The organism is Lysobacter sp. TAF61, assembly GCF_052113485.1.
Taxonomy (GTDB): domain Bacteria; phylum Pseudomonadota; class Gammaproteobacteria; order Xanthomonadales; family Xanthomonadaceae; genus Lysobacter_J.
Window position 1 is genome coordinate 56,044 of the sequence record NZ_JBFRDH010000002.1, and the last position, 26,339, is coordinate 82,382.

A 26,339-nucleotide genomic window follows, 5' to 3' on the forward strand; every position below is an offset into this window, starting at 1 on the left:
GCTCAGCGCGTGAGGACCGCGCGCGTCGCCGCTGGCATCATGTCGACATGAGCGACCACCCGACGATCCACTGGCAGGCCCGGCACTTTCGCGAGCTCGACATCGACACCCTGTATGCGTTGCTGAAGCTGCGCTCGGAAGTGTTCGTGATCGAGCAGAACTGCGTCTATCTGGACCCCGACGGCAAGGACCGCCACCCGGACGCGGTCCACCTGCTCGGCTACGCCGACAACGGCGAGCTGGCGGCCTACCTGCGGATCCTGCCGGCGGGCCTGAGCTATCCGCAGGTCAGCTTCGGCCGCGTCCTGACCGCGCCGGCCCATCGCGGCCGCGGACTCGGCGAGCCGATGCTGCATGCCGCGCTGCAACAGATCCAGGCGCGCTGGCCCGGCGCCGACATCCAGATTGGCGCGCAGGCGCACCTGCAGGCGTTCTACGGCAGGCACGGCTTCGTGCCGTCATCGGAACCCTACCTCGACGACGGCATCCCCCACGTCGACATGCTGCGCCGCGCCCACGGCTGAGCCGCGCTATCGACGTGGCATCGCGATCGCGGCAGACTGCGGCCGAACCGCACAGGTGCCCGCATGATCACCACGCCCGACTACCGCGCGCTGCTCGCCGCCGCCGTCGCCGAGGCCCGCCAGGGCCTGGCCGAGGGCGGCATCCCGATTGGCGCGGCGCTTTACCACCGCAATGGCAGCCTGCTCGGCTGCGGCCACAACCGCCGCATCCAGGAAGGCGATCCGTCTGTGCACGGCGAAACCGACGCCTTCCGCAAGGCCGGGCGCCAGCGCCGCTACCGCGACACCATCATGGTCACCACGCTGGCGCCGTGCTGGTACTGCAGCGGCCTGGTGCGGCAGTTCAACATCGGCACGGTGGTGGTCGGCGAATCGGTGAACTTCCGCGGCGGCATCGACTGGCTGCGCGAGAACGGCGTCGAGGTGGTCGACCTCAACGACGGCGAATGCATCGACATGCTCGGCGAGTACATCGCCGGGCACCCCGAGGTGTGGAACGAGGACATCGGCGAGGATTGACCCGGCGGCATTCGTGACTTCCGTCCGATGCCCCCGCCGCCGCCATCGCGCAGGATGCCGCCATGCCCGCCCACGAGTACGAAACCCGCCACGGCGCCGGCGACACGCTGCGCACGCATCGCCACGACGGCGCGTACGCCGCGCTGGTGCTCGATGGCAGCCATGTCGAAGCCAGCGCCGATGGCCCGGTGGAATGCACGCCGGGCACGCTGGTGCTGCATCCGCGCTGGCATGCCCACGGCAACCGCTTCGGCCGCACCGGCGCCAAGGTGATCAACCTCGAACTGGGCGGCGACTTCGCCGTCGGCGCCGGCGGGCTGGCGTTGCGCGTGCTGCGGGTAGCCGACCTGGTCGAGGCGGGCGCGGTGTTCGCCCGCGCACATCATCATCTCGATGACCTGCTGCGGGCCTGCACGCCGGCACAGGCGCCCGCGCTGCACGACTGGCAGCCGGCATTCCTGCACGAGCTCGAGCACGGCGACCTGCCGGTGTCGGTGCTGGCGCGCCGTGCCGGGGTATCGCTCGCCCATGCTTCGCGCAGCTTCCTGCGTTCGCACGGGATGCCGCCGCAGCTGCTGCGGCGCGAGCTGCGCTGCCGCCAGGCGCTGGCCCTGCTCGGCGGCGAGGCCCCGCTGGCGGAAGTCGCCGCGGCCGCCGGCTTCAGCGACCAGAGCCATCTGAACCGGACCCTGCGGCTGGCCACCGGCACCACCCCGGGGCGGCTGCGCGGACAGATCAAATCCGTTCAAGACCGCTCGGCCGTCCTTCGGCTGCAATAGGGGTGAAGGCGGCACTGCGACCGCCACCCCCGAATGGAAGCCCCAGATGACGCTCACTTCTTTCCTGACTTCGGCCGCGCTGACCGTGGCCCTCGCCGCGGCCCTCCCGGCCACCGCCGCCGACGCGCCGGCCAGCAGCAAGACCGCGATCGCCGCGATTGCCGAATCCACCAATGGCATCCTGCAAGGCGACAGCGCCCGTGCCCTGGCGGCGCTGGAAGCGGCGCCTGCCGCCGGGTTCCTCGGCAAGGACGCGGACTACCGCGCCTGCATGCTCGGGCAGTACCAGGCGAAGAAGCCGGTGCTGACCACGGCCGGCATCGACGATCCCTACCTGCGCGGCGTGCTCGACGACTACCAGGATTACTGGTGGCGTTCGATGGCGGCGCCGGCACAGCGCGACGCGCAGGAAGCGGCGCTGCTGGCCAAGCTGCACAAGCGCCTGGGTGCGCGCGCGGCCAAGGCCACCAGCATGGACGAGATCGAACCGTTCCTGCAGGCCCAGCTGGAGCAGCACGGCTATCACGCCCAGCTCGGCCGCACTCCGCCGCTGCGCGAGCTGATGGTCTGGCGCAAGCAGGACACTCGCATGTTCGATGTCCAGTTGCCCGATGGTCCGTACAAGGTCCAGGTCGAACTGCTCGATGATTTCGCCAGCCGCGGCTGGACCGCCTACGGCCGCTGCGAACGCGGCTCGGCCGGCGGCTGGGCAACCGACAAGGCGCTGTTCGCGGTCGTGCCCAGCTACACCGAAGGCCTCGACAGCGAAGCGTTCCGGGTCGTCTTCCTCGGCCACGAAACCCAGCACTTCGCCGACCAGAACGCATTCCCGGGCCTGGCCCCGTGGGAGTTGGAATATCGCGCCAAGCTGGTCGAACTGGCACAGGGTCGCGAGGTCAGCGCCAAGCGCCTGGGCTGGATGATCACCGCGCAGAGCGACGACATGAGCTCGCCGCATACCTATGCCAACAAGCGCGTCGTCGCCGACCTGACCACGCGCCTGGGCAAGTCGCCCGATGCGGTCAGCATCGACGAGCTGCAGGTGGCGGCGCGCGACCAGCTGCTGGAAGACACCCGCCAGCGCAAGGCCAGGGCGGCCTCCACCGCGGTCGCGAAGTAACCACGGCCATGGCATCGTGACGGCTCCCCCCAGACCGGAGCCGTCCATGTCCGAGCATCGTGCTTCGATCCACTGGCTGCGCAACGACCAGCCGTTCGGCAATGAAGGCTATCCGCGCGACCACGAATGGGCATTCGACGGTGGCCAGCGCATCACCGGCTCGGCCGCACCGGAATACCTTGGCAGCCCGCAAGGCGTGGATCCGGAAGAAGCCCTGGTCGCGGCGCTGTCGTCATGCCACATGCTGACGCTGCTGGCGATCGCGGTGAAGAAGGGTTGGGTGGTCGACGACTACCACGATGAAGCCGTCGGCACGCTGGAAAAGAACGGCGAAGGCCGGCTGGCGGTGACGCGCGTCGTGCTGCGGCCGCGGATCGTGTTTGCGGCCGGCAAGGGGCCGGATGCGGAGGCGCTGACGAAATTGCACGAGTCGGCGCATCGCAATTGTTTCATCGCCAATTCGGTGAAGACCGGGGTGACGGTGGAGGCGCGCTAGCGCTGTGCCCTTCTCCCCCTCGCGGGAGAAGGTGGTCCGAAGGACCGGATGAGGGCGCTGCTGCCCTCACCCCAACCCTCTCCCGCGCAGCGGGAGAGGGGCTCATGTCACAGGATGTACCGGCTCAGATCCGGATCCTTCACCAGCTCGCCCAGGTGCGAGTCCACGTAAGCGCGGTCGATCGTGATCGCCTGCCCGCCACGGTCCGGCGCCTCGTAGCTCAACGTATCGAGCAACCGCTCCAGCACCGTATGCAGGCGCCGCGCGCCGATGTTCTCCTGGCGCTCGTTCACCAGTGCCGCGATCTCGGCCAGGCGATCCACCGCATCGGCGCCGAACTGCACCGCCACGCCCTCGGTCTTGAGCAGCTCCACGTACTGCGTCACCAGCGCCGCCTTGGGTTCGGTCAGGATGCGGACGAAGTCGTCCTTGCTCAGCGCGGTCAGTTCGACGCGGATCGGGAAACGGCCCTGCAGCTCCGGAATCAGATCGCTCGGCTTGGCCAGGTGGAACGCGCCGGAAGCAATGAACAGGATGTGGTCGGTCTTGACCGGGCCGTACTTGGTGCTCACGGTCGACCCTTCGACCAGCGGCAACAGGTCGCGCTGCACGCCTTCGCGGCTCACATCGCCGCCGGTCATGCCGGATTCTCCCCGCTTGGCGACCTTGTCGATCTCGTCGATAAAGACGATGCCATGCTGTTCGCAGGCTTCGATCGCGGCCTCGCGCACATCGTCCTCGTTGACGAGCTTGCCGGCCTCGTCCTCGGTCAGCTGTGCACGGGCGGTGCGGATCGCCATGGTCTTCTTGTGGGTCTTGGCACCGGCGACCTGCGAGAACATCTGCCGCAGCTGCTGGCCCATTTCCTCCATGCCCGGCGGCGCCATGATGTCGACACCGACGTTGACCGCGGTTTCGATCTCGATCTCGCGGTCGTCGAGGGCGCCCGCACGCAGCTGCTTGCGCAGCTTGGCGCGGGTCTCGTTGTCCTGCGACGACGGCTCGTCCCTGGCCGCTTCGGCGGCGTTGAATCCGAATGCGGAACTGGCGGCACCGGCGCGACGCGGCAGCAGCGCGTCGAGGATGCGCTCCTCGGCGCGTTCCTCGGCCTGGGTGCGGACCTTCTGCTTGGCCTGCTCGCGGTAGAGCTTGACCGCCGTGTCGGCGAGGTCGCGGATGATCTGCTCGACGTCCTTGCCGACGTAGCCGACTTCGGTGAAGCGCGTCGCTTCGACCTTCACGAACGGCGCGTTGGCGAGCGTGGCCAGTCGCCGCGCGATCTCGGTCTTGCCGACGCCGGTGGGGCCGATCATCAGGATGTTCTTCGGCATGACTTCGTTGCGCAGCTCGTCGTCGAGCTGCATGCGCCGCCAGCGGTTGCGCAGGGCAATGGCGACCGCGCGCTTGGCCGCGTGCTGGCCGACGATGTGGCGGTCGAGCTCCTGCACGATCTCGCGCGGAGTCATGGTGGCGTGGCTGGTATCGGGCTTGATGGGCATGGGTTTACAGCTCTTCGACGACAACGTTGCGATTGGTATAGATGCACACGTCGCCGGCGATGTTGATCGCCTCGGTGGCAATCGTGCGGGCGTCGAGCTGGGTGTGGGCGATCAGCGCGCGCGCGGCCGACAAGGCGTACATGCCGCCCGAGCCAATGGCGATGATGCCGTCCTCCGGCTCGATCACGTCGCCGGTGCCGCTGATGATCAGCGAGGTGTCGCGATCGGCCACGGCGAGCAGCGCTTCGAGCTTGCCCAGGCGGCGCTCGGTGCGCCAGTCCTTGGCCAGCTCGACCGCGGCGCGTGCGAGCTGGCCGTGCTTCTCGAGCTTGGCTTCGAACAGTTCGAACAGGGTGAAGGCGTCGGCGGCGGCGCCGGCGAAACCGGCCAGCACCTGGCTATCGCGGCCGAGGCGGCGGACCTTGCGGGCATTGGCCTTCATCACGGTGTGGCCGAGGGTGACCTGGCCATCGCCGGCGACGGCGACGCGGCCATCGCGACGCACCGAGACGATGGTGGTGGCGTGGAAGACGTTGGGATTCTGGCTCGGGTCCATGGGGACCTCCGGGGGGGACCGGAACGAGATGGGGTCGGGCGGTGCGGCTTTTCAAGGACAGGCCGCCGCAGGCGCCGAGGGAGAGGGGAATGCCTTAAGGCTTCCGCTTCGCCCGCGGGTGCGCTGCGTCGTAGACCTTCGCCAGGTGCTGGTAATCCAGGTGCGTATAGATCTGCGTGGTGGCGATGTCGGCGTGGCCGAGCAGCTCCTGAACGCCACGCAGGTCGCCGGACGATTCCAGGATGTGGCTGGCAAACGAATGCCGCAGCAGATGCGGATGCACGCGCTTGAACAGCCCCTGCCGCTGCGCCAGCTGACGCAGGCGCAGCTGCACCGCGCGCGGGGTGATCGGGCCGCCGCCGCGTCCGGGAAACACCGGCGCATCGTTCGCAGCGCCGGTGGATCCCCGCCACTCCTGCAGCGCCGCGCGCGCATGCCGGCCCACCGGCACGCTGCGCTGTTTGCTTCCCTTGCCCAGCACATTCACCAGCGCATCGGCCAGGTCGATGTCGCGCCAGCGCAGGCCGCACAGTTCCGACAGGCGCAGACCGGAGGAATAGAACAGTTCGAGCAACGCGCGATCGCGCAGGCCCAGCGGCGCGTCGGTGGGCACTTCCACCAGCGCCTTGGCCTCGTCGGGGTCGAGCACCTGCGGCAGCTTGCGCGGTGCTTTCGGTGAACGGATCGCCGCGGCGGGACTCGCGCTCAGGCGGCCCTGGCGGACCAGCCAGGCGAAGAAACTTCGGCAGGCCGACAGCCGTCGTTGCAGGCTCTTTGGCGACAGGCCGCGGCGATGTTCGGAAGCGACGAATGCGCGCACCTGCTCGGCATGCAGCGCGGTAACGTCGGTCGATTGCGATTGCGCCCATTGCGCCAGCGCCAGCAGGTCACGCCGGTAGGCATCGAGCGTGTGCGCGGACATGCGCCGCTCGACCTGGAGGTGGGCGAGGTATTGCTCGACGGTGGGGTCGGGCGCAGCAGGCTGCACGTTGGGCTTTGTCGTGCTCATGCGCAGGAGCACCCCTCCCCGGCCCTCCCCTTCGCTGCGCGAAAGGGAAGGAGAAACGCGGGGCGCATTGCTTTCATCGTCAGTCGAAGCGCTTCAGCGCCGTCACCAGCGACTCGCCCATCATCCGCAGGAACAGCGTGCCCATGCCGGGGAAGAAGCGGTTCGCATCGCGGCTGCCGACGGCGACCATGCCCACGCCCGGCAGCGGCAGCAACGCAGTCGACTGCACTTCCTCGGCACGCATGCCGTAGAGCAATGCATGCTTCTCCGGCTGCAGGCGGCCGCACAGCGGTTCGCCGTCGCCGAGGCAATCGCGGAACGGTTGCAGGCGCGCGTCGTCCTGCGCGACGACCTGCAGCCAATCGACGTCGCCGACGCCGTCAACCGGTTTGAACATCACCAGCCGCACCAGGTCGCCGTTGAAGTCTTCGGCCAGGCTCGCCGCCATCGCCCGCAGCGTGTCGGCTGCGCTGCCCTGGCGCATCAGCGCCAGCGTGAGCTGGTGCGTGCGCACCGACAGGCGCTCGTTCTCCTGGGCGTTGCCGAACAGCTCCTGCAGGCGCCGCGACAGTTCGCGGTTCTTGTCGCGCAGCACTTCCAGCTGGTAGCTGGCCAGCGACGCCGCCGAGCCTTCCTCGCGCGGCACCACCAGGGTCACTGCCAGGTCGGGGAACTGCTGCAGGAAACGCGGATGCCGGCGCAGCCAGGCTGCCACTTCGTGCGCGCCCAACTTTTCCTGGGTCTCGTTCATTGGTTCCACTCCCCTTCGAACACGAATGCGGTCGGCCCGGACATCGTCAGCGGCACGTCGTCGGCCGGCCAGGAAATCTGCAGCTCGCCACCCGGCAGGGCCACGGTGACGTCGCGATCGACACGGCCACGGCGCATCAGCACTGCCGCCGCGGCACAGGCGCCACTGCCGCAGGCCAGAGTTTCGCCGACGCCGCGCTCGTACACGCGCAGGCGGATGCGCTTGCGCGACTCGACCTGGGCGAAACCGACGTTGACCGATTCCGGAAACGCGGCATGCGACTGCAATACCGGCGCAACGGTTTCGACCGGTGCGGCCTGGACATTCTCGACCTCGATCACCGCGTGCGGGTTGCCCATCGACACCGCGCCGAAGGTGAACACCGAATCGTTCTGCTCGACGACGTACTCGTCCTGCGCACCGGCAAAGCCGTGCAGCGGGATGCTCGCCGGGGCGAAGCGCGGCGTGCCCATGACGATCCGGTAGCGGCCTTCGCCGAGCTGCGTCACCGCGTGCGTGCCGACCGGACTGTCGAGCAGGAAGTCGGCAGGCAGCGCCTTGCCGCGTGCCTGCGCGTCGCGCACCAGCCAGGCGGCAATGCAGCGCGCGCCGTTGCCGCACTGCTGCGAGGACGAGCCGTCGGCGTTCCAGATGCGGTAACGGGCGACGGCATCGCTGCCGTGCGCATCCTCGACGGTGAGGATCTGGTCGCAACCGACACCGAAGTGGCGGTCGGCCAGTGACCTGCACAGGTCCGCATCGGGTGCCGGCGAAGTGCCGCGCAGGTCGTCTTGCCGAAGATCCAGCACGACGAAGTCGTTGCCGGCGCCCTGCATCTTGCTGAACCGCACCGGCTTGCGCGGGTGCACTGGCTCAGCCATTGCCATTGCCGGCCGGCGCGGGAACGGGGGTCGGTACGGCGGTGTCCTTCTTCTTGCCGTCGATGTCCTCGGCGTCCGTGGCCGGGACCTGGTTGGCCGGCGCTTCGGTGGCCGGTGCGGGCGCGTCGACCGGCTGCCGCGGCGGCAGGGTCGACGGGTCGACCGGGATCGACTTGGGCGGCAGGATCAGCGGGCCCTTGTTGCCACAGCTGGCCAGGGCCAGCGGCAGCGCGACCAGGGACAGCGCGATGAGGATCAGTCGTGCGGCAGGACGTGCGTTCATGGCCGCAGTGTAGCCCGCGGCGATGAACGATTCGACGTGGCCGGGCCGGGCTGTCATCGCGGGGGCGGCGGGGGCTCCGGCCGCGCCCACAGCCAGAGTGCGACGACCGTCATGATGGCCGCCCCGGTCGCCGCCATCCACCAGCGCGGTGCGGTCAGGAACATGATCACCGCACAGGCCGACATCATCGTCACCGCCAGCCATTTGGCGCGGCGGCTGACCGCGCCGTGCGCCTGCCAGTCGCGGATCATCGGCCCGAACTGCGGGTGCGCCAGCAGCTTGTCGTGCAGCCGCTGCGAACCGCGCGCGGCGGCGAACGCAGACAGCAGCACGAACGGCACGGTCGGCAGGCCGGGTACGACTATGCCGATCACGCCCAGGCCCAGGCTGGCATAAGCCAGCAGCCACCAGGCCCAGCGCCAGCGGCTGGGGGGCGTGGAAGGGTTGGGGGAAGGTCTGGACATGGGGATTTCTGTCCGTCATTCCCGCGCCGGCGGGAATCCATGGACGCGATGGGCGCCCGGAAGAGCAACGTCCATGGATCCCCGCCTGCGCGGGGATGACGGTGACGGTTATTGCTGGGTGGTGCCCGCCAGGCCGAGCTGGTCGAGCATGAACGCGTACATCTCCGACAGCTCGCGGTAGCGGCGGAAGCGGCCCGACTTGCCACCGTGGCCGGCGTCCATGTTGGTGCGGAACACGATCGGCTGCTTGCCGGCGTCGAGGTCGCGCAGGCGCGCGATGTACTTCGCCGGCTCCCAGTACTGCACCTGCGAGTCCCACAGGCCGGTGCCGACGAACATCGCCGGATAGGCCTGGGCCGTGAGGTTGTCGTACGGCGAGTACGACAGCATGTAGTCGTAGTACTCCTTCTTTTCCGGGTTGCCCCACTCGTCGTATTCGTTGGTGGTCAGCGGGATGGTCGGGTCGAGCATGGTGGTGACCACGTCGACGAATGGCACCTGCGACAGGATCACGCGGTAGCGTTCCGGGGCCATGTTGCCGATCGCGCCCATCAGCAGGCCGCCGGCGCTGCCGCCGTAGGCGGCGACGCGGTCCTTGGCTGCATAGCCCTGCTTGACCAGGTCGTCGGTGACGTCGATGAAGTCGGTGAAGGTGTTCTTCTTGTGGAACAGCTTGCCTTCGTCGTACCACTTGCGGCCCATTTCCTGGCCGCCGCGGATGTGCGCGATCGCATAGACCATGCCGCGGTCGAGCAGGCTCACCACCGGGCCGTTGAAGCGCGGGTCGGTCGAGCTGCCGTAGCTGCCATAGGCGTACTGCAGCATCGCCGCCTTGCCGTTCTTCTCGAAGCCCTTCCTGTAGACCAGCGACACCGGCACCTTGACACCGTCGCGAGCGGTCGCCCAGACGCGCTCGGTGACGTACTTCTCCGGGTCGTAGCCGAGCACCGGATCGCGCTTGAGCAGTTTGCGCTCACCGGTTTCGACGTTGACTTCGTACGTGGTGCCCGGGGTGGTCAGCGAGGTGTAGCTGTAGCGCAGCCACGGCGTGTCGTGCTCGGAGTTGACCGACAGGCCCATCGCGTAGGCCGGCTCGTCGGCTTTCACGAACTCTTCCTTGCCGTCCTTCTTGAGCAGGCGCAGGCGCTCGAGGCCGTCGGAACGCTCGGCCACGGCGGTGAAGCCGTCGAACAGCTCGAAGCCCTCGACGAAGACATCGTCGCGATGCGGCACCCAGTCCTTCCACTGCTTGCGCGAGGTCGCATCGCTGGGCGCGGTGACCAGCTTGAAGTTGGCGGCGGGCTTGCCATCCGCACCCGGGGCATTGGTACGGATCACCCAGCGGCCATCGAGATGGTCGGCCTGGTACTCGACGTCGCGTTCGCGCGGCGCCAGCACGACGAACTGGTCGGGCTTGGCGGCCGGTGCGCAGCGCATCTCGCTCGACACCGTGCTCTCGACGCCGATGCAGATGTACTTGTCGTCTCGCGAGCGGTCGATGCCCATGTAGAAGCTGTCGTCCTTCTCCTCGTACACCAGCACGTCCTTCGATGCCGGCGTGCCGAGCACGTGCTTCTTCACGCGCACGGTGAGCAGGGTTTCCGGATCGTTCTCGACGTAGAACAGGGTGCGGTTGTCGTCGGCCCAGACGATGTTGGGCGACACGCCGGGGATCTCGTCGGCATAGGCCTCGCCGGTGGCGAGGTTCTTGAAGCGGATCGTGTACTGGCGGCGGCCGACGGCGTCATCGGCCCAGGCCAGGATCTGGTTGTCCTGGCTGACTTCCCAGTCGCCGACGCTGAAGTAGTCCTTGTCCTTGGCCATCGCGTTGACGTCGAGCAGCACCTGCTCGGGCGCGTCCATGCTGCCGCTGCGGCGGGCATGGATCGGATAGTCCTGGCCGGTTTCGAAGCGGCTGTAGTAGTAGAAACCGCGCTCGTGGTACGGCACCGAGCTGTCGTCCTGCTTGATGCGGCTGACAATTTCCTCGTACAGCTTGTTCTCCAGCGGCTTGAGCGGCGCCATCAGGGTGTCGGCGTAGGCGTTCTCGGCATTGAGGTACGCCAGCATCTCCGGATTCTTGCGCTTGTCGTCGCGCAACCAGTAGTACTCGTCGTCGCGCTGCGCGCCGAACGGCGCCTTGACCACGTGCGGCTTCCTGGTGGCGTCTGGCGGTGTGGCGGCGGTCGCGGCGATGGTGGGGGTGGAGAGGGTCATGGTCAGGACGGCCGAAAGCAGGAGGGAGGTCGGGTTCATAGATTGGGTCCGTTTACGCTCGGGACAACGGGGGCGTCACTTGCTCAACTCATTCCACAGAAAGGTGAACGCCAGCGCGCTCATGTGCGCGGCCTGGGCATTGTTGGCCGAACCGCCGTGGCCGCCTTCGATGTTCTCGTAGTAACGCACGTCCTTGCCCGCGTCGAGCATCTTCGCCGCCATCTTGCGGGCATGGCCCGGATGGACGCGGTCGTCGCGGGTGGAGGTCATGAAGATCACCGGCGGGTACTCGCGCCCGGCATCGAACAGGTGATACGGCGAGAAGCTGCGGATGTAATCCCAGTCGGCGCTGTCGGGATCACCGTATTCGGCCATCCACGACGCACCGGCCAGCAGGTGGCTGTAGCGCTTCATGTCGAGCAGCGGCACCTGCACCACGACGGCGCCGAACAGGTCCGGGTATTGAGTCAGCATGTTGCCGGTGAGCAGGCCGCCGTTGCTGCCGCCCTGAATGCCCAGGTGCTGCTTCGAGGTGATCCTGCGCGCGACCAGGTCCTGCGCGACCGCGGCGAAGTCCTCGTAGGCCTTGTGGCGCTTGGCCTTGAGCGCGGCCTGGTGCCAGCGCGGCCCGTACTCGCCGCCGCCGCGGATGTTGGCGACGGCATACACGCCGCGCTTCTCCAGCCAGCCCTTGCCGACGCTGCCCGAATAGGCCGGGGTCAACGAGATCTCGAAGCCGCCATAGCCGTACAGCAGGGTCGGCGCCTTGCTGTCGAGCTCCAGATCCTTCGGCCGCACCAGGAAGTACGGCACCCGGGTGCCGTCCTTCGACGTGGCGAAGTGCTGTTCGATCAGGTCGCCGGAGCCGTCGAAGAACACCGGCATGGTCTTGAGCACCTGCGGACGCTCGCCCACCTGCGCCAGCGACAGCGTGGTCGGGGTCAGGTAGTCGGTGGCGGTCAGCCACACGGCATCGCTCTCGTCTTCATCGACCGCGGAAACGGCGAGCGTGCCGAAGGCCGGTGCCCCGATGAACTCGCCGTGCTTCCAGGCGCCATCGTCGCCGGGGGTGAGCACGCTGAGGCGGTTCTTGACGTCGTCGAGGACGTTGAGCACCAGGTGATGGCGGGTCCAGTTGAAGCCGGCCAGCGAGGTGCTTTCCCCCGGCGCGAACAGCACGGTGAAATCGCGCTTGCCGGCCATGAAATCGTCGAAACGCGTGGCGATCAGGCTGCCCGCGGCGTAGGTCTGGCCGCCCGTGCTGTAAGGGTCGCGCAGTTCCAGCAGCAGCCAGTCGCGATGGACCGACTTGCTGGCCGAATTCGGCGCCTCCACCATGCGCAGCTTGCCGTCGGCATCGCGCAGAAAGAGTTCGTCGTTGTAGAAGGCCAGCGTGCGGCTGACGAAGTCGCGGGCGAAACCCGGGGTGTGGTCGTGCGTGGCGGCGATGTAGAGGTCGCTCACCTGGCCTTCGTAGACCAGGCGCGCCTGCTCCAGCGGCGTGCCGCGCTTCCATTCCTTGACGATGCGCGGGTAGCCGGAGCTGGTCATCGAGCCCGCGCCGAAATCGCTGAACACATATACGGTGTCGCGATCGATCCACTGCAGGCCTCCCTTGGCCTCGGGGCGGAAGAAGCCGCCTTCGACCCACGTCTTCGTCGCCAGGTCGAACTCGCGGGTGACATTGGCGTCGGCGCCGCCGCGCGAGAGCGCGATCAGGCAGCGCTCGGGCGTTTCCCCCTGGCGCTGGGGCTTGAGGCAATCGGCGCCGTGCCAGACCCAGTTCTCACCCTCGGCCTTGTTGAGCGCATCGAGGTCGATGATGGTTTCCCACGCCGGCTTGTCCTTGCGGTACTCCTCCAGCGTGGTGCGGCGCCACAGGCCGCGCTCGTGCTGCTGGTCCTTCCAGAAGTTGTAGTAGTACTCGCCGATCTTCTCCACGCCCGGGATCTTGGCGTCCGAATCGAGGATGGCGCGGATGTCGGATTCGAGCTGCCTGAAATGCGGCGTGGTCGTCAGCTCGGCTTCGGCCTGGGCGTTGTGCTGCCTGACCCAGGTCAGCGCTCGCTCGCCCTGGACTTCCTCGAGCCAGGCGTAGGGGTCTTCGGACACGTTGGGGGATTCCTTGGGGGCGGCGCCAACGGCCGCCAATCAAGGGCCAAACGCTAGCACAGCGGGCACGCCCGATCAGGCCGCCTGCGAATGCTTCCTGCGCGGGCTGGCCGAACGCCGGCGCCGGGCTTGCTCGCCGCTGCGACGGCGCACTCGCGACTGCGACCCGGCGGCCTCTCCGTGCGCCGACCGGCGCAGGCGGTGCAGCGCCCACCAGGCGCTCAGCGGCATCGCCAGCAGCCACAGCGGCAACCAGCCAAGGGTATCGCTGAAACCACGCGCGGCAGGCAGCAGCACGACGATGGCGGCGCCGATGGCGACGGCATGGCGCAGCAGGTCTTCGAGGCCGGGTTCGGCTGTCTCGGCGTCCTGGCGGGGCAGGTCTCTGGGCAGGTTCATCGCGCTGGCTCCTGGGTGGATGGAGCGAGCGTGCTGGCGGGGGGTCTCACGGGCTGCGACGGTCCACGGTCATTCCCGCGAAGGCGGGAATGACGGACCCTCAGCGGTCGTAGTTCGACAGCGCCAGCTGCAGCAGGGCGCGTGCCTGTTCGCGCAGCACCGGTGGTTCGACGATCTCGGCGTCGCTGCCGTAATGCATCACGTCCATCAGCAGTTCGCGGCCGGCGCTGTAGGGCACCTTGAGCTCGTAGCGGCCGTCGGGCAGGAAGCGGCCCTGCTGCTGCGAGTGCCAATGCTCATCGGCGACCCAGCGCGCGGCCTTGGGGCTGAAGAGGATCGTCGCCCAGCCCTTGGGCGTGCCCGAGAAAATGCCGTAGCTGGACGCCAGGTGGCTGTCGAGCTGTTCGTCCGCCACGTCCTGGGCCGCCTGCTCACCCAGCTTTGCCGCGCTGATGCGGTCCACGGCAAAGCTGCGCAGCGCTTCGCGGTTGTGGTCCCAGGCATCCAGGTACCAGTTCTCGCGGTAGTGGGTCAGGCGCTGCGGCGAGACCAGGCGCCGGGTCTGCTCGTCGGTGGAACGGGCACGGTATTCGAAACTCAGTTGCTTGCGGTCGAGCACCGCCGTGGCGACGATCCGGAACGAGGTTTCGTCGAGCCTGCGCGTGCGGTGCGGGATCACGCGCACGCGCTCGACCGGCACCCGGCGGCCGCCGGCGTGTTCGTCGAGCAGTTTCTCGATGCGGTGCTGGAGCGGCGCCAGCGCATTCGACAGCACGCCACCACCGCTGCGCACGAGCAGTTGCTGCGCGGCGAGCAGCGAATGCAGTTCCTCCGAACTGAGCCACAGGCCGGGCAGCTCGAAGCGCTCGCCTTCGCTGTGGTCGTAGCGGAAGCCGGCCTCGCCGTTTCCGACCACCGGCGCCATCAGGTAGTCGCGCAGGTAGGCCAGGTCGCGGTAGACCGTGGCACGCGAACACTCCAGGTCTTCCTGCAGACGCTGCACCGTGACCGGGTAGCGTGAGGCGCTGAGAATGCGATGCAGGGAGTGGATGCGTTCGATGCGTTCCATTGGCGTGGCATCAGGGAATCAGGGCCAAGGATCGCACTGCCGGCGCACTTGCCGCCACCTCGACGCATCGCAACCGGGTCCGCCGTCAAGGCAGGTAGCGGCTGCCTGGCGGGCCTTCGACGGCGTGCGGGCGCCATTTTCCGGTAACCGTCGCTTAACTGCCCTGCGACCATACGGCTGCCGGGCGACGGGGTGCGGCAGCGCAGCAACGGCGTGAGCGGCGTCGTTGCGTTCGCTTGCCTGCGCCGTCGCAGGCACAATGCCCGGATGCGCGCGCCCGTAGAGCCAGCCATCGATCTGTCACCCGCGACCGCCGACGAGGTCAAGACCACGACGTGCTACATGTGCGCGTGCCGCTGCGGCATCAAGGTGTGGCTGCGCGACGGCCAGATCCGCTACATCCAGGGCAATCCCGAGCATCCGGTCAACCGCGGCGTGCTGTGCGCCAAGGGTTCGGCCGGGATCATGCAGCACTACTCGCCGGCGCGGCTGGACAAACCCTTGCTGCGCGTGGGCGAGCGCGGCAGTGGCGAGTTCCGCGAGATCGAATGGGACGAGGCGCTGGAGATCGCCACCTCGTGGCTGGCGCCGATCCGCGCGCGCAATCCCGACGAACTGGCGTTCTTCACCGGCCGCGACCAGTCGCAGGCGCTGACCGGCTGGTGGGCGCAGCAGTTCGGCACGGTCAACTACGCCGCCCACGGCGGCTTCTGCTCGGTCAACATGGCCGCTGGCGGACTGTATTCGCTGGGTGGCAGCTTCTGGGAGTTCGGCGAGCCGGACTGGGAGCACACCCGCTACCTGATGATGTGGGGCGTGGCCGAAGACCACGACTCCAACCCGATCAAGCTCGGCCTTGGCCAGTTGAAGGGGCGCGGCGCCAAGATCGTCGCGGTCAATCCAGTGCGCTCGGGCTACGGCGCGATCGCCGACGAATGGATCGGCATCCGTCCCGGCACCGATGGGCTGTTCGCGTTCGCACTCGCGCATGAGTTGCTGAAGGCCGATCGCATCGACCTGGAATACCTGGTGCGCTACACCAATGCGCACTGGCTGGTGGTGCGCAATCCCGGCGGCGCCGATGATGGTCTGTTCGCGCGCGATGGCGAGGACAACGCGCTGTGCTGGAATCGCCAGGGGGCGCAGGCTAACGCCAACGACATCGGCATTTCGCCGGCGGTGGTTGGCGAGTACACCCTGGCCGACGGCCGTCGCGTCGTCCCCGTCTTCCACCTGGTCGCCGAACGCTACCTCGACCCGCAGTACTCGCCCGATGCGGTCAGCGAGCGCTGCGGCATCCCTGCGGAAACCATTCGCCGCATCGCCCGCGAACTGGCGGAGGCGGCGTTCGACCAAGCCATCGAACTGCCGATCGCCTGGACCGATGCCTGGGGCCGCAAGCACGCCACCATGCGCGGCCGCCCGGTGGCGATGCACGCGATGCGAGGCATCAGCGCGCACAGCAACGGCTTCCACACCTGCCGCGCCCTGCACCTGCTGCAATTGCTGCTCGGCGCGGTGGATACACCCGGTTCGTTCCGCTACCAGCCGCCGTTCCCGAAGCCGATTCCGCCGCCGAACCGGCCCGGCAAGCGCCGCCAGGACAACGGCGTGCTCGATGCCGCGCCGCTGGGTTTCGTGCATTCGCCCGAGGACCTGGTGGTCGACAGCAACGGCCAGCCGCGCCGCATCGATCACGCGTTCTCGTGGGCCTACCCGCTGTCCGCGCACGGGATGATGCACACCGTCATCCGCAACGCCTGGGCCGGCGATCCGTACAGGATCGACACGCTGATGATGTTCATGGCCAACATGAGCTGGAATTCGGCGATGAACACCGCCCAGACCATGCAGTGGCTCACCGACAAGGACGACTCGGGCGAGTACCGCATCCCGCGCATCATCTACGCCGATGCCTATGCCTCGGAAATGGTCGCCTATGCCGACCTGGTCCTGCCCGACACCACGTACCTGGAACGCTTCGACGCGATCAGCCTGCTCGACCGGCCGATTTCCGATGCCGACGGCGCCGCCGATGCGATCCGCCATCCGGTTCTCGACGCCGCCGAGCAGAGCCCGGGCCGTGACGTGCGCGGGTTCCAGTCGGTGCTGATCGATCTGGGCGCGCGGCTCGGCCTGCCTGGCCTGATCAACGAGGACGGCTCGGCCCGGTATCACGACTACGCCGACTACATCACCCGCCACGAGCGCGCGCCGGGCGTGGGCCTGCTTGCCGGCTGGCGCGGCGCTGACGGCGAACTGGAAGCCAAGGGCCAGCCCAATCCGGAGCAGTTGCAGCGCTACATCGACAACGGCGGTTTCTGGCGGAGCGAGATCCCCGAGGATGCGCGCTACTTCAAGATGGCCAACCGCGGCTACCTCGACTGGGCGCAGCGGATGGGCTTTCTCGGTCACGCGGAGCCCATCGTCCTGCAGCTGTACTCGGAGACGCTGCAGAAGTTCCGCCTGGCAGCGCAAGGGCATGGCAGTGCGCAGCCGCCTGACGAACACCGCGAGCGGGTGGCCACGTATTTCGATCCGCTGCCGATCTGGTATGAGCCGTTTGAAGGGGCGCAGGTGGCCGCTGCCGAAGCCAACGCGTTTCCGCTCAGCGCCGTCACGCAACGACCGATGTTCATGTATCACGCGTGGGGTTCGCAGAATGCCTGGCTGCGCCAGATCGCCACGCGCAACTGGATGTACATGCATCCGGACACCGGCGCGCGGCATGGCATCGCCGACGAGGACTGGATCGACGTGACCTCGCACAACGGCACGATCACGGTACAGGCCAAGTTCGCCGCCAACGTGCAGCCCGATACGGTCTGGACCTGGAACGCGATCGGCAAGCGCCGCGGTGCCTGGCGCCTGGGCAAGGATGCGCCGGAGGGCCGCCAGGGCTTCCTGCTCAATCACCTCATTTCCGACATCACGCCGCGCGGCGACTACGCCAACGCCGACCCGGTGACCGGACAGGCCGCCTGGTTCGATCTGCGCGTGCGCATCGCTCCGGCGGCAGTGGCGGACACTTCGGCCAGCGCGCCGCAGTTCCCGCCGCTCGATCTTGGCCAGGCCGACGACAAACCGCTGCGCTACGGCGCGCAATTCCGCAGGAATCCGTCCCGATGAAAGCATTGCGTCTGGTTGCCGGCTGGAGCTGCATCCTGCTCAGCTTCGTGCTGGTGGTGCTGTTGGGCTTTGGCGTGTTCGAACTGCCGTACGTCACTCCGACCGGATCGACCTCGATGGTGCCCACCCTCATTGGCCTGCTGCCCAGCACCAGCTTCTCGCTGGCGCTGTTTGTACTCGGCGTGTGGCTGCTGTTGAAGGATGGCCCGCGATGACCGGGTTGCCGCCGCCATCGAAGAAGAAGATGGGGCTGGTGATCGACCTCGACACCTGCGTCGGCTGCCATGCCTGCGCGGTGAGCTGCAAGGAATGGAACACCGGCGGCTTCTCTGCACCGCTGACCGACGAACAGCCCTACGGCAAGGATCCGAGCGGCATCTGGTTCAACCGCGTGCATAGCTACGAAGTGGCGGAAACGGCGCCAGGTTCGTGCGGCAGTGCGGCGCCGCTGCCGGCGATGACCCTGCACTTCCCGCGCTCGTGCCTGCATTGCGAGCAACCGGCCTGCGTCACCGTCTGCCCGACCGGCGCCAGTTTCAAGCGCGCCGAAGATGGCATCGTCCTGGTCGACGAGGACAAGTGCATCGGCTGCAAGCTGTGCTCCTGGGCCTGCCCCTACGGCGCGCGCGAGTACAGCCCGGTCGAAGGCGTGATGAAGAAATGCACGCTGTGCATCGACCGCATCTATAACGAGAACCTGGCCGAGGCCGAGCGCCAGCCCGCCTGCGTGCAGGCCTGCCCGACCCGCGCACGCCACTTCGGCGACCTTGGCGATCCGGATTCGAACGTGTCGAAGCTGGTGGCCGAACGTGGCGGCCTGGATCTGTTGCCGCAGCTGGGCTACCAGCCGGTCAACAAGTACCTGCCGCCGCGGCCGCGACGCGCCGGCGAGACGCAGCCGGCGGTGCCGGCGCCGGCCGAACCTGTCGAAGCTACCGAATCGGTTGACACCGCCGCGTTGTCGCCGCTGCTGCGCTGGGTCGACCGCGTGCTGTCGCGATGACGGCGTGCGGCGCGCCGGAAATGAATGAGACGAAAGAGAACTGAACGATGCATCCCGCCTTTTCCGTCATCTTCTTTACCACGCTGTCCGGCGCAGGCTACGGCGTACTCGCGCTGATCGGCGCGTTGCTGACGGACGCACCGCTGGGTACCCGCGTCGATGCTGGCGAACCTGCGGGCGGTTTCTTGATGCTGCTCGCCGTGCTGCTGGTGCTGGCACTGGCGATGGTCACCATCGGCCTGCTCAGTTCGACGTTCCACCTTGGCAAACCCATGCGGGCATGGCGCGCGTTCTCGCAGTGGCGCACGTCCTGGCTGTCGCGCGAGGGCGTGCTTTCGCTGGCGACATACGTGCCGGCGCTGGCGTTGCTGGGATTGACGCTGGCAGTGATGCTCGGCAACCCCGCCGGCCGCGATGCATTTGCCTCGGCCGGCCCCGCGCTTGCCTGGGCGGCCGCGGCGCTGGCCGTGTTGACCGTTGCCTGCACGGCGATGATCTACGCCTCGCTCGTGCCGATTCCCGCCTGGCGGCATGGACTGGTGCTGCCGGCGTACCTGGGCTTCGCGTTGCAGGGCGGCCTTGCGATCGTCGCTGCAGCTATCGCCCTGCTGGGTTGGCCTGCGGCGGGCTTGGCGTTGGCGCTCGGGCTGGTCAGCCTGGTGCTGGCGGCGATCAAGCTGCGCTACTGGCGCGATATCGACCGCGATCCATTGCCGGCAACGCGCGGCGATGCGGTCGGATTGCCGGGGCGCGAGGTCAGCGTGTTCGAGCGCCCCCACAGCGAGCAGAACTACCTGACGCGCGAAATGGGCTTCGTCGTGGCGCGCAAGCATGCGCACAAGTTGCGCGCCATCGCGCTGGTCCTGTTCGGGCTGGTGCCGGTGATGGCGGCCCTGCTTGTGTGGGCATTGCCGGCATCGGCGCCGGTTGCGTTGCCGCTGGCAGCCCTTTCGGCCTTGCTGGGCGCCTTCGTCGAGCGCTGGCTGTTTTTTGCCCAGGCAAAGCACCTGGTCACGCTCTATTACTGAACGCAATTCGCACAAAGCGGCCGTGCGGGTGGACCTGTAACCGCTTTCACTGCATTATTCGGGCCCTTCACCACCGCCTGCCCCTGTCATGCCTGGTGTGCTCGGGCTCGCCCTGCTGGGCGGCTCCCTCCTCACCCTGCCCTCGCCAGCGTTGAATGGCGACCCGACGCTGATCGCCATTGCGAGCGATCCGGCGCAGATGCGGCTGTACTGCTTTTCCACGCGCTGCGGCGACGAGGAATGGAAGCTGGCGACGTCGGCTTCCGCGCCCACCCCGCCTCCGGCCAACGCCCGCGCCCGCTCGGTGCGACTGCCCGGCAGCCAGCGCTATGCGCAGCTCAGCGCGCCGGCGACACCGCGCGAAAGCCGCGGCAACTACTCCAACGATTTCCGCATCGGCACGCGCTACGGCGTGCAGGCGATGCGCGATGGCCCGACCCAGCTCGGCCTGACCCTTGGCGCCGGTTACCGCCTGGCGCCGCTGTATGACGACGGCATCAACCAGGCCGGGCCGGTGCTGCGCGGCGAGCTCAACTTCGGCCAGAAGATCGGCGAGCGCGCGATCTGGACACAGCGCGTGCAGTTCGAGAGCGGCCGTGGCGAGGCCTTCGTCAAGCAATCGCTGAGCCTGGACGTGACGCTGTGGCCGAACTGGACGCTGCAAAGCGACTTCGCGATCCGCCACGACACGCAGAACGGTGGCGGCAGCGAAACGGCCGAGAGCAAGCTGGAGCTGCGGCGGCGGTTCTGAGGCGCCCTTCGACTTCGCGCCGGGGCGCTACGCTCAGGACGAACGGGGGTTTGCTCAGGTGGCCGCGATGAACTCGGCGGCGCCCTGTTCCAGCAGCATCTGCGCGACTTCCAGTCCGAGGCATTCGGGCGCATCGCCGCGGCCTTGCGCCTGTGCGCGCACGACGCGGCCATCGGCCACCGAACCGACCAGGCCGGCAAGGTGCAGGTGTTCGCCGTCGAGTTGCGCGTAGGCCGCGACCGGTACGTGGCAGCTGCCGTGCAGGGCGCGGTTCATCGCACGCTCGGCCTCGGCGCACACGCGCGTGTCGCTGTGGTCGAGGCGGGCGCACAGCTCACGGGTGGCGACATCGTCGTCGCGGCACTCGATCGCGACCGCGCCCTGCGCCGGCGCCGGCAACCACTCCGGCGCCTGCAGGCGCGAGCGGATGCGGGCGTGGAACCCGAGTCGATCCAGGCCGGCGCAGGCCAGCACGATCGCGTCGTACTCGCCGCCGTCGAGCTTGGACAGGCGGGTGTTGACGTTGCCGCGCAGGTCGAGCAGTTGCAGGTCGGGCCGCAGCGCGCGCAACTGCGCCTGGCGCCGCAGCGAGGACGTTCCCACGCGCGCACCCTGCGGCAGCGCGGCGATGTCGGCATGGTGGTTGCTGACGAAGGCATCGGCGTAGTCAGCACGCGCCAGGATCGCCGGCAGGGCGAATCCCGGTTCGAGCTCCATCGGCACGTCCTTGAGCGAGTGCACGGCGCAGTCGGCTTCGCCGCGCAGCATCGCCAGCTCCAGCTCCTTGAGGAACAGGCCCTTGCCGCCGATCGCCGCCAAAGAGCGGTCCAGCACCTCGTCGCCGCGCGTGCTCATCGGCACCAGGGTGACGGCGAGGCCGGGGTGGGCCTCGCGCAGGCGCTGGGCGACATGCTCGCTCTGCCACAGGGCGAGCGGACTCTTGCGGGTGGCGATGCGGAGCGTGGTCATGCCGGCATTATCGCCGGAACACTCCGGCAGGAGCACGCGGGGCGGCGGCCTAGAGGTGTTTCAGTGCATCCTTCAGCCCGGCCACGCAGCGCCGGCTGACTTCCAGCGGCTGCTTGCCATGGCGCAGCACCGCCTGCACGTGGCCGTCGGCGGCGCGACGCAGTTCGACGATCTCGTGGCGGGCGACCAGGCAATTGCGGTGGATGCGGACGAAGCGCTCGCCGAACTCATCCTCGAGCGATTTCAGCGACTCCTCGATCAGGTCCTCGCCGCGCGCGTGATGCACGACCACGTACTTCTCTTCGGCCTGCAAGTAGTGCACGTCCTCGATCGGGATCAGGCGCAGGCTGCCGCGCAGGCGCGCGCACAGGTGGCTGCGGCGCTGGCTGGTTCCAGCCGTTGCGGTGGCGGTGGTGCGTTCACGCCCGGCAGCGAACGTGCGCACGCGCTCCAGCGCCGCAGCCAGGCGCTCGGCGCGCACCGGCTTGACCAGGTAATCGATCGCCTCGGCCTCGAAGGCCGACAGCGCGTGCGCGTCGTAGGCAGTGCAGAACACCACCGCCGGCCGCGGTTCGAATGCGGCCAGGTGGCGTGCCGCCTCGAGCCCGTCGATGCCGGGCATGGCGATGTCGAGCAGCACCAGATCGGGATGGTGTTCGGCGCAGGCATGCAGTGCGTGCTGGCCATCGGCCGCTTCGGCGACGACTTCGACGCCGACCTGTTCGGCCAGCAGTCCCCGCAGGCGCTCGCGCGCCAGCGGCTCGTCATCGGCGATCACTACCCTCATTGGCGCGTCCACCCGGTCGGCATTACATCCGCACCGATGGTAGCCCCCGCCAGCGCCCGCTACCAATCGGCCGGGGCCTTTCGATCAATGAGGATGCGACTCAGCCCGCAAAACGGTGACCCAGCCAGTCGCCCAGGGCCTGGATTTCCTCGGCGCAGACCTGGTGGGCCATCGGGTAGTCGTGCCACTCCAGGGCGAAACCGAGGTCCTTCATGGTGGCCGCACCGAGCTGGCCGATCACCGCCGGCACCACCGGATCGAACTGGCCATGGGCCATGAACACCGGTTGCGACAAGGCCGCAGGCCTGAGTTTCGCCGCTGCCTGCTGCTGCCCCAGCGGCAGGTAGGTCGACAACCCGGCCACGCCGGCCAGGGGCACTTCCCGGCCCAAAGCCGACGCCAGCGCAATCGCGCCGCCCTGGGAAAAGCCGATCAGGACGATCCGCTCGGGCGGGATGCCGCGCGCACCTTCGCGCGCGATCAGGGCTTCGACCTGCGCCACCGACTCGGCCACGCCGGCCTCGTCGGCACGCTTGCCGGCAGCCAGCGCGTCGAAGTCGAAGCTGATGATGTCGTACCAGGCGCGCATGCGCATGCCGTTGTTGATCGTGACCGGACGCACCGGCGCATGCGGGAACACGAAGCGCAGCGCCGGCCAGTCGCGACGCACCAGCTCGGGCACGATCGGGGCGAAGTCATTGCCGTCGGCGCCCAGGCCGTGCAGCCACAGCACGGTCCAGGTCGGCGAGGGGGCGGTTTCGTGCTCGACCGTTTCGAGCAGGGGGGCGATGGCATCCATGCCGGCATTGTCGCCGCTGCGGCGCTGCCCTGCCATCGCCGCCGCGATGGCGAGGTCGTTTCCCGGGCTTGCTGCGCCAAATCGGCCGCCACCTGGGGCAATAGCGCCTTGCCGGCGATGCCATCAGCGAAATTGTGTATCGCCGCGTCCAACGCTTACCCTTGCTGTCATGCCTGCGTCCTCCGCCATCGCCGCTGCCCTGCGCCTGCTGTTGCTTGGCCTGCTGCTGGCCGGCTTCACGCTGAAGCCGGCGCTGGCGTTCGCCGAGGAAGTGCATGAACTCACCGCGCACGTGGCGGCGGGCGCGCAGGCGCACGACCACGAGGCGAGTGTCCACGGCCACGACGGCGCGCCCGCACCGGATGGCAAGGACGGGCACGACGACGATCATTGGCACCTGAGCCACTGCTGTGGCCAGCAGGCGGCTGTGCTGCCGCGCATGCAGATCGAGCTAGCCGTCGCCGTGGCCGCCTCGCCGGTCGCCACGCTGTCGGTCGCTTTCGCGCCGGCGCGCCTGACAGCTCCGTTCCGTCCTCCGATCCAGGCGTGACCGGTCCCGGCCCCTGCGCCGGTTTTCCGCCACCCTTCCAATCGGAGTAATTCCCATGCCTTCGCGACTCGCGGCCTGTGCCGCGTTGGTCGTCGTGCTTGCTGCGGCCCTGCCCGCCCAAGCCGCCGACCGCCTGACCCTGGACGATGCGTTCGCACGCGTCGTTGCCCCCAAGTCATCGGGCAGCCCGGACCAGCCACTGCCCCATCCCGACCTTCGCCTGTCCGACGTGCGCGGCGACATCCTCAGCGCCGAGCGCGAGGTCGCCGGTCAGCGTCCCGCGCTGGTCGCCGGCGCCGAACTCGAGAACGTACTGGGCAGCAACGACTACCGCGGGCTGGACCGCGCCGAACTGAGCCTGACGCTGGCCTCGGTGCTCGAACGCGGCGGCAAGCGCGACGCTCGCCGCGCGCTCGCGCAAAGCCGCATCGACGCGCTCGGCGTGGAGCGCGAAACCACCCGCCTGGACCTGCTGGCGGAAACCGCGCGGCGCTACCTCACCGTCGCCGCGGGCACGCCGCTGCTGCAGATCGCCGACGACGACATCGCGCAGCGACGCCGCACCGTGGCCGCCGCGCAGCGGCGCCTCGATGCCGGCGCATCGCCCGAGTCGGTGGTGCTGACCGCGCAGGCGGCACTGGCACGCGCCGAACTCGAACGCCGCCGCACCACCCAGGCGCGCGATGCCGCACGCCAGCACCTGGCCGCACTGTGGGGCGAACGCGAACCCGACTTCGAACTCGCCAGCGCCAACCTGCTGACGCTGCCGGACATTGCCGATTTCGACGTCCTCGCCGAACTGCTGCTGCGCACACCGGAACTGCTGCGTTTCGCCGACCAGCGCCGGATCGGGGAAGCACGCCTGCAGCTGGCGCGTGCCCAGGCCGCGCCGGACCTGCAATGGCAGGTGGGCGTGCGGATGTTCAACGAGAAGACCGACGCCGCCGACAACGACGTCGCGCTGCTCGGCGGCGTTTCGCTGCCCCTGGCCAGCCGCAGCCGTGCGCAGCCGCTGGTGCGCGCGGCGGAGGCGGAGCTGGTCGTCACCGAAGTGGAACGCGAGGCACAGGGCATGGCGCTGTACTCGACCCTGGTCGAGGCCCACGGCCGCTACCGCGTGGCGCAACTGGAAGTGCTGCGCCTGCGCGATGACGTGTTGCCGAAACTGGCGCGTGCACAGCGCGCGGCCGAGCACGCATTCGGCGCCGGTGCGATCAGCTACCTGGAACTGTCGCAGCTGCAATCGGACGTCACCGACGCACGCCGCCAGCAACTCGAGGCCGCGCTATCGGCGCAACGTGCCCTGATCGAAATCCAGCGACTCACCGGCGAGCCCCTCGTCGTCGCCACCGCCCACGCACGAGGCCAGACCCCATGATCACGTTCGCCAAGACCAGCGCGCTGGCGCTGATGTTGTCCCTGCTGCTGTCCGCGTGCGGCGGCGAAACCTCCAACGATGCGGGCCACGCCGACGAAAGCGGCGACGACCACGGCCAGGCCGAAGAGGCCGTCAAGGGCGTCCACGGCGGACGCGTGCTGGAGCAGTCCGGTTATCGGGTCGAACTGGCCATCGCCGAAGACGGCACGCCACCGCGCTACCAGGCGTGGATCTATCGCGGCGAGACACCGCTGCCGGCCACGGCCGGCACGGTCGAAGTCCGACTGCGGCGGTTGGGAGGCGCGAGCGAGCGACACGCCCTCACCGCCCGGCCCGACGGCAGCCTCATCGCCACCGGCACCGTCGCCGAGCCGCATTCGTTCGACGTCGAGGTGATTGCCAGCATCGAAGGCAAGCCGCTGCGCTGGAACTACCCCAGCTACGAGGGACGTACCCGGATCGAGGACGCCACTGCGCAGTCGTCGGGCATCCGCGTTGCGCCGGCAGCGCCGGGGCTGATCGCCGACGAGCACGAGGTGCAGGGCCTGCTGACCCCGGTGGAGGGCCGCGAAGCGAAAGTCGCGGCACGCTTCCCCGGGCCGGTCCGTGCACTGCGCGCCAACCTGGGCGACCGCGTCCGCGCCGGCCAGCCACTGGCGACGATCGAAAGCAACCTCAGCCTGACCAGCTACACGGTCGCCTCGCCCATCGACGGCGTCGTGCTGGCGCGCAATGCCAGCGTCGGAGATGTCGCCAGCGAAGGCGCGCCCTTGTTCGAGATTGCCGACCTGTCGAAGCTGTGGGTGGACCTGCACATCTTCGGTGCCGACGCCCAGCACATCCGCCCGGGCGTGCCGGTGCGGGTCACGCGGCTGAGCGACGGCGTGAGTGCCGACACCCAGCTCGAGCGCGTGTTGCCCAACACCGCCACCGCCAGCCAGAGCACGGTCGCCCGCGCCACGCTGGACAACATCGACGGCTTGTGGCGCCCGGGCTCGGCGGTGCGCGCGCGCATCACCGTGGCCCAGCAACCGGCGTCGCTGGTGGTGCCGCTGTCGGCGTTGCAGACCTTCCGCGACTGGGACGTCGTGTTCGTCCGCGTCGGCGACACCTACGAGGTGCGTCCGCTGGAACTGGGCAAACGCGACGGACAACGGGTGGAAGTGCGCTCCGGCCTGAAGCCGGGCGACCTGGTCGTGGTCGAACAGAGTTATCTCATCAAGGCGGACATCGAAAAGTCCGGCGCCTCGCACGATCACTGAGGAGA

27 protein-coding genes are annotated in these 26,339 nt (G+C 68.6%); 13 read left to right on the forward strand and 14 right to left on the reverse strand.

Annotation, left to right across the window (positions count from 1 at the left end; translation table 11 throughout):
* The first annotated feature begins 47 nt into the window (after positions 1-47).
* The 5 genes from AB4Y64_RS04700 to AB4Y64_RS04720 all read left to right on the forward strand — a co-directional run bounded on the left by AB4Y64_RS04700 (position 48) and on the right by AB4Y64_RS04720 (position 3,438).
* The gene (locus tag AB4Y64_RS04700; protein ID WP_441815288.1) at positions 48-524 is read left to right on the forward strand and encodes a GNAT family N-acetyltransferase; all 477 of its coding nucleotides are present in this window, start codon (positions 48-50) and stop codon (positions 522-524) included.
* 63 nt (positions 525-587) lie between these two features.
* Entirely contained in the window at positions 588-1,043 is a 456-nt protein-coding gene (locus tag AB4Y64_RS04705; protein ID WP_441815289.1) for a nucleoside deaminase, read from the forward strand.
* A gap of 62 nt (positions 1,044-1,105) precedes the next feature.
* Positions 1,106-1,822: a helix-turn-helix domain-containing protein gene (locus AB4Y64_RS04710; protein ID WP_441815290.1), complete on the forward strand. Its 717-nt coding sequence runs from the start codon at positions 1,106-1,108 to the stop codon at positions 1,820-1,822.
* 46 nt (positions 1,823-1,868) lie between these two features.
* Positions 1,869-2,942, forward strand: a complete 1,074-nt coding sequence (locus tag AB4Y64_RS04715; RefSeq protein WP_441815291.1) for a hypothetical protein — start codon at positions 1,869-1,871, stop codon at positions 2,940-2,942.
* Between the two features lie 46 nt (positions 2,943-2,988).
* A complete protein-coding gene (locus AB4Y64_RS04720; RefSeq protein WP_441815292.1) occupies positions 2,989-3,438 on the forward strand; it encodes an OsmC family protein in 450 nt (149 codons plus the stop codon).
* 107 nt (positions 3,439-3,545) lie between these two features.
* On the opposite strand, the gene hslU is transcribed toward AB4Y64_RS04720, so the two are convergent.
* The 11 genes from hslU to AB4Y64_RS04775 form a co-directional block, all read right to left on the reverse strand.
* A complete protein-coding gene (gene hslU, locus AB4Y64_RS04725; RefSeq protein ID WP_441815293.1) occupies positions 3,546-4,937 on the reverse strand; it encodes an ATP-dependent protease ATPase subunit HslU in 1,392 nt (463 codons plus the stop codon).
* A 4-nt stretch (positions 4,938-4,941) separates the two neighbouring features.
* Positions 4,942-5,493 carry an ATP-dependent protease subunit HslV gene (gene hslV / locus AB4Y64_RS04730; protein WP_441815294.1) on the reverse strand — a complete coding sequence of 184 codons (552 nt, stop codon included), beginning with the start codon at positions 5,491-5,493 and terminating at the stop codon, positions 4,942-4,944.
* Positions 5,494-5,587: 94 nt separating this feature from the next.
* Complete coding sequence (gene xerC, locus AB4Y64_RS04735) at positions 5,588-6,502, reverse strand: tyrosine recombinase XerC (protein WP_441815295.1); 915 nt, start codon at positions 6,500-6,502, stop codon at positions 5,588-5,590.
* 79 nt (positions 6,503-6,581) lie between these two features.
* A complete protein-coding gene (locus AB4Y64_RS04740; protein WP_441815296.1) occupies positions 6,582-7,253 on the reverse strand; it encodes a DUF484 family protein in 672 nt (223 codons plus the stop codon).
* Entirely contained in the window at positions 7,250-8,134 is an 885-nt protein-coding gene (dapF, locus tag AB4Y64_RS04745) for a diaminopimelate epimerase (RefSeq protein WP_441815297.1), read from the reverse strand. Before dapF ends, AB4Y64_RS04740 begins: the two co-directional genes overlap by 4 nt.
* Entirely contained in the window at positions 8,127-8,417 is a 291-nt protein-coding gene (lptM, locus tag AB4Y64_RS04750; protein ID WP_441815298.1) for an LPS translocon maturation chaperone LptM, read from the reverse strand. The genes dapF and lptM overlap by 8 nt, the downstream gene beginning before the upstream one ends.
* A 53-nt stretch (positions 8,418-8,470) precedes the next feature.
* A complete protein-coding gene (locus AB4Y64_RS04755; RefSeq protein WP_441815299.1) occupies positions 8,471-8,881 on the reverse strand; it encodes a YbaN family protein in 411 nt (136 codons plus the stop codon).
* 108 nt (positions 8,882-8,989) lie between these two features.
* On the reverse strand, positions 8,990-11,098 hold the full coding sequence (locus AB4Y64_RS04760; protein ID WP_441815300.1) for a S9 family peptidase: 2,109 nt from the start codon (positions 11,096-11,098) through the stop codon (positions 8,990-8,992).
* A 75-nt stretch (positions 11,099-11,173) separates the two neighbouring features.
* Positions 11,174-13,249 (reverse strand): prolyl oligopeptidase family serine peptidase, encoded by a 2,076-nt coding sequence (locus AB4Y64_RS04765; protein ID WP_441815301.1) that lies wholly within the window; start codon positions 13,247-13,249, stop codon positions 11,174-11,176.
* Positions 13,250-13,285: 36 nt separating this feature from the next.
* Positions 13,286-13,609 (reverse strand): hypothetical protein, encoded by a 324-nt coding sequence (locus AB4Y64_RS04770; RefSeq protein ID WP_441815302.1) that lies wholly within the window; start codon positions 13,607-13,609, stop codon positions 13,286-13,288.
* Between the two features lie 100 nt (positions 13,610-13,709).
* Complete coding sequence (locus AB4Y64_RS04775) at positions 13,710-14,678, reverse strand: helix-turn-helix transcriptional regulator (protein ID WP_441815303.1); 969 nt, start codon at positions 14,676-14,678, stop codon at positions 13,710-13,712.
* 267 nt (positions 14,679-14,945) lie between these two features.
* On the opposite strand from AB4Y64_RS04775, the gene AB4Y64_RS04780 reads away from it, so the two are divergent.
* The 5 genes from AB4Y64_RS04780 (at position 14,946) to AB4Y64_RS04800 (ending at position 20,589) form a co-directional block, all read left to right on the forward strand.
* Positions 14,946-17,807, forward strand: coding sequence for a molybdopterin oxidoreductase family protein (locus tag AB4Y64_RS04780; protein ID WP_441815304.1), 2,862 nt, complete (start codon positions 14,946-14,948; stop codon positions 17,805-17,807).
* Positions 17,804-18,022, forward strand: coding sequence for a hypothetical protein (locus tag AB4Y64_RS04785; protein ID WP_441815305.1), 219 nt, complete (start codon positions 17,804-17,806; stop codon positions 18,020-18,022). Before AB4Y64_RS04780 ends, AB4Y64_RS04785 begins: the two co-directional genes overlap by 4 nt.
* Entirely contained in the window at positions 18,019-18,810 is a 792-nt protein-coding gene (locus AB4Y64_RS04790; RefSeq protein WP_441815306.1) for a 4Fe-4S dicluster domain-containing protein, read from the forward strand. The genes AB4Y64_RS04785 and AB4Y64_RS04790 overlap by 4 nt, the downstream gene beginning before the upstream one ends.
* 47 nt (positions 18,811-18,857) lie before the next feature.
* Positions 18,858-19,838, forward strand: a complete 981-nt coding sequence (locus AB4Y64_RS04795; RefSeq protein ID WP_441815307.1) for a dimethyl sulfoxide reductase anchor subunit family protein — start codon at positions 18,858-18,860, stop codon at positions 19,836-19,838.
* A gap of 88 nt (positions 19,839-19,926) precedes the next feature.
* Positions 19,927-20,589, forward strand: coding sequence for a DUF481 domain-containing protein (locus AB4Y64_RS04800; protein ID WP_441815308.1), 663 nt, complete (start codon positions 19,927-19,929; stop codon positions 20,587-20,589).
* 54 nt (positions 20,590-20,643) lie between these two features.
* On the opposite strand, the gene hemC is transcribed toward AB4Y64_RS04800, so the two are convergent.
* The 3 genes from hemC to AB4Y64_RS04815 all read right to left on the reverse strand — a co-directional run bounded on the left by hemC (position 20,644) and on the right by AB4Y64_RS04815 (position 23,144).
* Complete coding sequence (gene hemC, locus AB4Y64_RS04805) at positions 20,644-21,558, reverse strand: hydroxymethylbilane synthase (RefSeq protein ID WP_441815309.1); 915 nt, start codon at positions 21,556-21,558, stop codon at positions 20,644-20,646.
* A gap of 49 nt (positions 21,559-21,607) precedes the next feature.
* Positions 21,608-22,345 carry a LytR/AlgR family response regulator transcription factor gene (locus AB4Y64_RS04810; RefSeq protein WP_441815310.1) on the reverse strand — a complete coding sequence of 246 codons (738 nt, stop codon included), beginning with the start codon at positions 22,343-22,345 and terminating at the stop codon, positions 21,608-21,610.
* A gap of 100 nt (positions 22,346-22,445) precedes the next feature.
* On the reverse strand, positions 22,446-23,144 hold the full coding sequence (locus tag AB4Y64_RS04815; RefSeq protein WP_441815311.1) for an alpha/beta hydrolase: 699 nt from the start codon (positions 23,142-23,144) through the stop codon (positions 22,446-22,448).
* 169 nt (positions 23,145-23,313) lie between these two features.
* On the opposite strand from AB4Y64_RS04815, the gene AB4Y64_RS04820 reads away from it, so the two are divergent.
* The 3 genes from AB4Y64_RS04820 to AB4Y64_RS04830 are packed head-to-tail and all read left to right on the forward strand — an operon-like array spanning position 23,314 to position 26,334.
* Positions 23,314-23,694, forward strand: coding sequence for a hypothetical protein (locus AB4Y64_RS04820; RefSeq protein ID WP_441815312.1), 381 nt, complete (start codon positions 23,314-23,316; stop codon positions 23,692-23,694).
* Positions 23,695-23,749: 55 nt separating this feature from the next.
* Positions 23,750-25,072, forward strand: a complete 1,323-nt coding sequence (locus AB4Y64_RS04825; RefSeq protein WP_441815313.1) for a TolC family protein — start codon at positions 23,750-23,752, stop codon at positions 25,070-25,072.
* Positions 25,069-26,334 (forward strand): efflux RND transporter periplasmic adaptor subunit, encoded by a 1,266-nt coding sequence (locus AB4Y64_RS04830; protein WP_441815314.1) that lies wholly within the window; start codon positions 25,069-25,071, stop codon positions 26,332-26,334. The genes AB4Y64_RS04825 and AB4Y64_RS04830 overlap by 4 nt, the downstream gene beginning before the upstream one ends.
* Positions 26,335-26,339: the final 5 nt, after the last annotated feature.